The sequence below is a fragment of the Pseudidiomarina sp. genome (genome assembly GCF_033722695.1).
GTDB lineage: Bacteria > Pseudomonadota > Gammaproteobacteria > Enterobacterales > Alteromonadaceae > Pseudidiomarina.
In genome coordinates, this window is record NZ_JAWVYM010000023.1 from 20,879 (window position 1) to 27,815 (window position 6,937).

The window sequence follows — 6,937 nt, forward strand, 5'->3', positions numbered from 1 at the left end:
TTACTGCCCCCTGAACGTTTCAACAAGCCCGCCTGACTGTTAACAAATTACTTCAAGGATTATTTTTTGTTTTTTACATAAAGCTTGACTACTCTCAATGCAATTACTACGGGATGGTCGATAATTGTACAGCGGTAACCTTCAACGCCTCTTTTTAAATGACTGGCCATTACAACGCTCAAGATAGGAGGTCTTATGCACCAGAAAAAACTGTACACGCCACTCAGGATTCTGAGTTTTATTGTCCTGCTCCTAATGGCCACAGCTGTTATTTATGCGGCCTCCATTTCTGTCCTGCACTGGACAGGTATTAACGTCTAGATCGGAGGCGGCATCATGACGAACCGGCAAGCTCGGATCTTTGCAATTGCATCAACCTTAATTGCGGCGCTGATATTTTTGATATTGACCCTTGATAGCCACCGGCAGTTCGGCGAACTCACTAATGCGGAAAATATAACGCCGGAAGTAACCCGTGGTAAGGATGTCTGGCATAAATACAACTGCATCAACTGCCATACCCTGTTCGGCGAAGGCGCTTATTACGCACCAGACCTTACCAAAATCACCCAGCACCGGGGTGAAGCCTATCTCAAAGCCTACATGCGTGACCCGTCACAATTTTATGATGAACAAAAACACCGCCGGTTAATGCCCACCCAAGACCTCAGTGAACAGGAAATTTCTGATTTGATCGATTTTCTTGACTGGGTAGCAAACGTCGATAACCAGGGCTGGCCACCGCGGCCGATTATGGTAACAGGCGGCACCCTATCCTCAGCATTTGTTGCTGACACCGCGGAAGATACCGAAGACCTAACGGGCACAACCGGGGATTTAACACCAGTTACCGAAGCGGATGACCCGCGCGCCCAGGGTGAATATGTCTATCGCACCGCGTCACCCGCATGCACCGCCTGTCATTCAACGCAGCCGGGCGCCGATATGGCCGGGCCAACGCTCGCCGGATTAGCGACCAGAGCTCAGGCTATTATTCGCTCAGCTGATTACCAGGGTGAGGCAGAAGATGTCGAAGGCTATATCCGTGAATCCATCGTTGCGCCCAGCGCCTATCTGGTACCGGGCAGTATGTATTCCGCTGGCGGCACCTCCTTTATGCCACAGGGGTACGATAACAGTTTAACGCCAGAACAAATCGACCAGTTGGTTGCCTATCTGGCAACGCTTAAATGATGGGTAAAAATTAGGGAGAATAACAATGCGGTATAAATCGCAGTCAGTTGCATACTGGTACTTTGCTGTGGCAATGGTGCTATTCGGCCTGCAGTTGGTATTTGGCCTGTTATCCGCAGCTAAATACCTGGGGCCGGATCCGCTGCTTTACATCCTGCCCTTTGACGTGACCAAGGTCATACATACGAACTTACTCATCGTATGGGTGCTTACCGGTTTTATGGGGGCTACCTACTGGATGATCCCCGATGAATCCCGTACCGAGTTACATAGTGTAAAACTCGCGTACATCCAGCTGATTCTGTGGACCCTAATGGGTGTCAGCGCCATTATTGGCTACCTATTCCGCTATGGGACCGGCAACAAACTACTTGAGCAGCCCCTGCCCCATAAGATCGTGATCGTTATCTGTATGCTGATTTTCTTGTACAACATTGGCATGACGATAAAAAAATCAGGGCGTTTTACCACCACTGAAGGCGTGCTGCTCATCGGTCTGGTTAGTTCTGCGGTGCTCTTTTTCCCGGCGTTGCTTTATTACGAAAACTACACGGTGTCGATCTTCTACCGCTGGTGGACCATCCACTTATGGGTGGAAGGTGTCTGGATGATGATCATGGGCGCGTTTCTCGCCTATTTGCTAATCCGGTTGTCCGGCGCTGACCGGGAAGTTATGGAGAAATGGTTATATGTGATCGTTGGTCTGGTATTTATTGCCGGCATCCTGGGCACCGCTCATCACTATTACTGGGTTGGTGTACCACAATACTGGTTACCGATTGGCGGCATCTTCAGCGCTCTTGAGCCAGCAGCACTGGCCGGCATGGCAATCTACGCTTATTCAGCGATGCGGCGCTCAGGCCTTGCCCATCCAAACAGTCTTGCTCTGCACTGGACTGTCGGGAGTGCCATCTTTGCGCTCTTCGGGGCTGGTCTGCTGGGGCTTGCCCATACCTTCCCGGCCGTGAATAAATGGACTCACGGTACGTTAATTACTGCTATGCATGGGCATGCCGCATTTTACGGTGCCTATGCCATGATCGTGCTCGCCATGATTACCTACGCGATGCCGAAGCTTACCCATGGCCGCGCGGAAGAAGGAAGTACCTTAGGCTACTGGGCGTTCTGGCTACAGGTTTCCGGTATGTTCGGCATGACCCTGTCCTTTGCCACAGCAGGCCTTGGGCAGGTTTATCTCGAGCGTATCATGGGCATGGGCTATCTGGACGCGCAGCTGAAAATTCAGGTGCACTTTCTGATGTTGATTGCCACGGGTTCCCTGTTTGCGCTTGGGGTTGCTTTCTACATTTATGACTTCTTCCGTTACCGGCCGCGTTTTGAGGCCAATGAAGAAGCGGTGGAGCCGGAAGCGACTGTCACGAGGAAGCAATGACGGTTACCGCGATGACGCCGGCAGAGCCCTATTATTTGCCTGCCGGCAATGAAATAGAGATTTTCGAACGTTGTCATGAGCAATGCCTGGCAGTGATGCTGAAAGGCCCGACAGGTTGCGGTAAAACGCGCTTTGTGGAGCATATGGCGTGGCGCCTGAAGCGACCGCTAATCACCATTGCCTGCCATGATGATTTAGCTGCCAGTGATTTGATCGGACGGTTTTTAATAACCCATGAAGGCACCCGCTGGCAAGACGGCCCCCTTACCCGCGCTGCCCGCGAAGGGGCAATCTGTTATCTCGATGAGGTGGTTGAAGCGCGCCAGGATACTGTGGTAATCCTGCACGCACTCACGGATCACCGGCGTATCCTACCCATCGACAAAACCGGAGAAACGGTTCAGGCGGCGCCGGGTTTTCAGTTAGTGGTGTCATACAATCCGGGCTACCAGCGCATGCTTAAGGACTTAAAACCCAGCACCCGGCAGCGCTTCGTGGCGATGGACCTCGACTTTCCCGGTTCTGAACAGGAAATTGAAATCGTCCAGCAGGAAAGCGGCACTGATCACGCTACCGCACACGCTTTGGTTAGCTTGGCCCACCGTATTCGTTCACTTCGCGATCGGGGACTCGCAGAGGTACCCAGCACGCGCCTGCTTATCGCCACAGCATTACTGGCAAAAAATGGTATTCCAATTATAGAGGCCTGCTATGCGGGACTGATCTCGCCGCTATCTGATGATGACTCTCTGGTGGCTGCAATGCGCGATCTCGTCAACGCCACTTTTGTGTGATTTTACCAGGAGGCTGTGATGGCTGAAGCCGAAGAAGTCGTCAGCGACCTTGTCCGCCATGCCAGCGTCTATATTCGCCGCTTCTGGCAACGACACCGGCGACCGCCGGGCTCCCCACCTAGACTATACCTGACAGATATCGCAGCGCGCCTGGATCTGTTTATTCACGCCGCTGTCGGCACCAGTTATCCCATCCGGCCGACACAATACCCTGCCCGCGCGACTATGCTGGGTATTTTGTTTCGCCATGACAAAAAACCGCGGCAACAAATAAAAATTCCTGCTACCAATGACACCTCCATATGGCTGCCTCCGGAAGCAGATGGCACTGACCATGCTGCAGGCACTGACTTATTTCGGGTGATGGCATTACAACAGGTGGTCCGGGCGCGGCGCGGCAGTGCCGCTAGTTATCATCAGATCGTTTCGTCGCCGCTACTGGCCGATGTTTACCTGCTGATCGAAGCCTGGTCGGCTGACCATCAACTTATAGACCTGCTGCCGGGCATGAAGGGACATCTAAACCAGCTGCGACTCCACTGTTTAAATAAACGCCCGCCATTAAACCAGTTTTCGCGTGTTCGCCAACCCCTGGAACAATTTGCACGCAAGCTTCTGACCCTGGATTACAGGACCGGAAGCGCGGAAATTGCGGTAACGACAACGCCTGCTCAGTCGCTCGCTTATGCCCGCAAAATAATTCATTCCGGTGCATTGCTACCACCAACAATCTCTGCAAAAAAGCTGGGGCCTCGTCCGCTGGTTCGCGACTGGTGGACCGGCGATTACCGAGTACCTGCTGACGAAATTTCGATAGCAGTATCATCGGCCGCAGCAGAGGATGACCAGCAAACAAGCGAAGTGCCTCGTGGCGCAAGGTTGAACCGCAGGCCGGAAGAACGTGACGCCGTTGAGGACGAAGATGACAGCCAGCCGGAAGATGGGATCTGGATGGTTCAGGGCGATGAGCCGCACCAGCATGCCGAGGACCCTTTGGGCTTGCAGCGCCCCACCGATCGGGATGATGAGACTAGTGCCGAAGAATTCGGTGACATGGTATCTGAGCTTTCCGAAGCAAGACTGGTGGCAACACCCGGGCAACCAAAAGAGGTGTTGTTATCGGACGACCCACCCGACGCAAAAGCACGCCAACAACTGAAAGCAGCTATTGCCGAAGGCAAAGGCATCCTTTACCCCGAGTGGGATTACCGCAACAGCTGCTATAACGAATCCGGCGCCACTGTGCGTCTGTTGTCTCCGCAGCATGGATCGCAGCAATGGGTTGATGACACTCGTCGTGAACATGAATCTATGCTGAATACCATCCGCAAGCGGTTTGAAATGTTACAGGCGCGGCGTGTCCGGCACCGTCGCCAACAGGATGGCGATGAAATTGACCTTGATGCCTACATAGAAAGCTACACCGATTTTCGCGCGGGCAAGTCAATGTCCGACGCCCTCTACCAGGTCCAACGCACTGCCGACCGTAATCTGGCAATTACCCTGCTGATTGATATCAGCGGCTCAACCGACAGCTGGATTTCAGAAAACCGCCGCATCATAGACGTTGAGCGCGAAGCGCTGTTGCTGGTATGTATCGCGCTGGAGGGGCTGGGTGAGCCTTATTCGGTGCAGGCTTTTTCTGGCGAAGGGCCGCATGCGGTAACTGTGCAACAGATTAAAGGTTTTGAAGAGAGCTTCAGTAATGACATTGCACTGCGGATCAGTTCGCTTGAACCACAGTACTATACCCGCGCCGGCGCAGCTATTCGTCATGCAACCGCAGATTTAATGAAGCAACCGGCCGCTCACCGATTATTACTGGTGCTTTCCGACGGTAAGCCAAGCGACAAAGACGACTACGAAGGCCGCTACGGCGTCGAAGATATGCGCCAGGCCGTCACCGAAGCCCGGTTACAGGGAATATCCCCGTTTTGCCTTACCATCGACCGCCAGGCGGCTAACTACCTGCCTCGCATATTTGGTACCCATCAGTACGCAATGCTGACGAAGCCTGAACGGCTGTCAACGGTGTTACTGGAATGGATGAAGCATCTGGTTACTGTATAACTCCGCGTTAGCTATTACCGCTTACCCCGATACGTTAAAGTACATGCACACTATAAATTAGCCGCAAGTACAGAATAAAATTATGAGCAAAACCGATTCTCAGAAGTTTAAAGTTACACCAGCGGGTTACGACGATATCGCCGGCGTAAGCGTTCTGGAAACACAAGTTTATGCCGATGATGCTTATCCCTCCCTCTTCTTTTATCAGGCCCTGAGGCAATGGCCTGAGACTTTCCTTATAGTGAAACGCAAAGAAATTGTGGCAGGTTATAGCCTGTTGGTACCCGTTTCTGAAGCCACCTTGTCACTGATGTCAGTACTGGTCGGTAAGGAATATCAGGGCATGGGGCTGGGCGCAACGTTATTGCGGGAAACAGTAGTTCTGGCACGGTCGCTGAACTATCAACGAATAGAACTGAGCGTATCACCAGATAATGAATCAGCGATTGCGCTGTATAAAAAATTAAATTTTAAAGAAACGGAAAGACGGTGTGATTATCTGGGGCCTGGTCAGGATCGCATAATAATGGTTTTACTACTTTAGCAGCGGGGGAAGTAAAAGCAGCGATCTTTTACTATGCTTTCGGTTGAGACTCATAAAAAAGGAGGCATGATGATACCTAATTTTGGAATGGGAACCTTCCGGCTAAAAGGCCCAACACTGACCGAGCTGATTACAGAAGCGGTCGCGATGGGCTACAAGCATATTGATACCGCGCAGGCTTATGAAAATGAAGCCGACGTTGGTAAAGGTCTCGCGCAAACCAGGAGCGAGGACGTATTTGTCACTACAAAAGTCTGGTTTGAGAGTTTTAAACATCAGCAAGTATTAGACAGCCTTAAGCAAAGTGCGGACAAACTGCAGCGCGACTGCATCGACATGGCGCTGATTCACTGGCCGTCACCTAACGACGAAGTGCCAATGGAAGAAACGCTGGATGCACTGACTGAAGCCCGTGAGCAGGGTTTGATTAAGCATTTTGGCGTATCTAACTTCACTATCGATTTAATGGATCGCGCCATCGCACATGTCGGTGCCGACAACATCATGACCAATCAAATTGAAGTCCATCCATTTATGCAAAACCGAAAAGTGACTGATGCCTGTGAAAGCAATGATATTAAGGTGACGGCTTATCTGCCCCTTGCCAAAGGCGAAGTGGTTGAAAACGATACGCTGCGTGCCATAGCGGCTCAGCATAATGTAACTGCAGCGCAAGTTACCCTGGCCTGGGAAATGCAAAAGGGCTTTATCACTATCCCCTCAACCACGAAAACCGAGCATTTGCGCAGCAACCTCAAGGCGCAAAAGATACAGCTGACGGCTCAGGACATGGCCGACATCGACGGCTTGGATCGAAACGAGCGGATAATTGATCCCGATTTCGCACCGGATTGGGATTGAGAATATCGGATAATCAGAAATAGAAGTGGTGCCCGGGGCCGGACTTGAACCGGCACGCTGTTACCAGCGAGGGATTTTAAA

The 6,937-nt window shown here is 51.9% G+C and carries 6 protein-coding genes; all 6 read left to right on the forward strand.

The annotated features are described in order from the left end of the window. The first annotated feature begins 336 nt into the window (after positions 1–336). The 6 genes from R3196_RS08600 to dkgB all read left to right on the forward strand — a co-directional run bounded on the left by R3196_RS08600 (position 337) and on the right by dkgB (position 6,856). On the forward strand, positions 337–1,194 hold the full coding sequence (locus tag R3196_RS08600; protein ID WP_318936363.1) for a c-type cytochrome: 858 nt from the start codon (positions 337–339) through the stop codon (positions 1,192–1,194). 25 nt (positions 1,195–1,219) lie between these two features. After that, on the forward strand, positions 1,220–2,587 hold the full coding sequence (locus R3196_RS08605) for a cbb3-type cytochrome c oxidase subunit I (protein WP_318936364.1): 1,368 nt from the start codon (positions 1,220–1,222) through the stop codon (positions 2,585–2,587). Then, positions 2,584–3,381, forward strand: coding sequence for a CbbQ/NirQ/NorQ/GpvN family protein (locus R3196_RS08610; protein ID WP_318936365.1), 798 nt, complete (start codon positions 2,584–2,586; stop codon positions 3,379–3,381). Before R3196_RS08605 ends, R3196_RS08610 begins: the two co-directional genes overlap by 4 nt. Positions 3,382–3,399: 18 nt before the next feature. After that, positions 3,400–5,451 (forward strand): nitric oxide reductase activation protein NorD, encoded by a 2,052-nt coding sequence (locus R3196_RS08615; protein WP_318936366.1) that lies wholly within the window; start codon positions 3,400–3,402, stop codon positions 5,449–5,451. Positions 5,452–5,533: 82 nt separating this feature from the next. Then, positions 5,534–5,995, forward strand: coding sequence for a GNAT family N-acetyltransferase (locus tag R3196_RS08620; RefSeq protein ID WP_318936367.1), 462 nt, complete (start codon positions 5,534–5,536; stop codon positions 5,993–5,995). A gap of 66 nt (positions 5,996–6,061) precedes the next feature. Then, positions 6,062–6,856 (forward strand): 2,5-didehydrogluconate reductase DkgB, encoded by a 795-nt coding sequence (gene dkgB / locus R3196_RS08625; RefSeq protein ID WP_318936368.1) that lies wholly within the window; start codon positions 6,062–6,064, stop codon positions 6,854–6,856. The last annotated feature ends 81 nt before the right edge of the window (positions 6,857–6,937 follow it).

What these genes read in the sequence shown, in the direction of transcription:
- R3196_RS08600 (WP_318936363.1), top strand. Translation starts at nt 337, where the DNA reads ATGACGAACCGGCAAGCTCGGATCTTTGCAATTGCATCAACCTTAATT.
- R3196_RS08605 (WP_318936364.1), top strand. Translation starts at nt 1,220, where the DNA reads ATGCGGTATAAATCGCAGTCAGTTGCATACTGGTACTTTGCTGTGGCA.
- R3196_RS08610 (WP_318936365.1), top strand. Translation starts at nt 2,584, where the DNA reads ATGACGGTTACCGCGATGACGCCGGCAGAGCCCTATTATTTGCCTGCC.
- R3196_RS08615 (WP_318936366.1), top strand. Translation starts at nt 3,400, where the DNA reads ATGGCTGAAGCCGAAGAAGTCGTCAGCGACCTTGTCCGCCATGCCAGC.
- R3196_RS08620 (WP_318936367.1), top strand. Translation starts at nt 5,534, where the DNA reads ATGAGCAAAACCGATTCTCAGAAGTTTAAAGTTACACCAGCGGGTTAC.
- dkgB (WP_318936368.1), top strand. Translation starts at nt 6,062, where the DNA reads ATGATGATACCTAATTTTGGAATGGGAACCTTCCGGCTAAAAGGCCCA.